Genomic DNA, 467 nt, shown 5'->3' with positions numbered 1-467 from the left:
CACCCGGACCATCGACCCGCGCGTCTGCCCCGACATCCCGACCATGCTGCCGGGCGTCGTGACGGTCTCCGCGACGGGCGCCAAGGGCCTGAAGTCCTCGTACTCCAACTACGGCAAGGGCGTCATCGACGTGGCCGCCCCGGGCGGTGACTCGACAGTCTACCAGACCCCCGAGCCCCCGGCCGTCAACGGGCTGATCCTCTCGACGCTGCCCGGCGGCCGGTTCGGCTACAAGGCCGGTACGTCGATGGCCTCCCCGCACGTCGCGGGCGTCGTGGCCCTGATCAAGTCCCGCCACCCCAACGCCTCACCGGCCGCGGTGAAGGTGCTGCTGGGCCTCCAGGCGGACGCGAAGGCGTGCGGAGCGCCGTACGACATCGACGGCGACGGGACCGTCGACGCGGTCTGCGAGGGCACCAAGGTCTACAACGGCTTCTACGGGGCCGGAGTGGTGGACGCGCTGGACG

At 71.5% G+C, this 467-nt stretch carries 1 protein-coding gene; it reads left to right on the top strand.

Annotated elements, in window-relative coordinates; genetic code table 11:
- The coding region (locus tag RNB18_RS51570) for a S8 family serine peptidase (RefSeq protein ID WP_311721003.1) at window positions 1–467 on the top strand (467 nt) is incomplete at both ends.

The organism is Streptomyces doebereineriae (assembly GCF_031845645.1).
Lineage (GTDB): Bacteria > Actinomycetota > Actinomycetes > Streptomycetales > Streptomycetaceae > Streptomyces > Streptomyces canus.
This window is presented reverse-complemented; position numbering and strand designations above follow the sequence as displayed.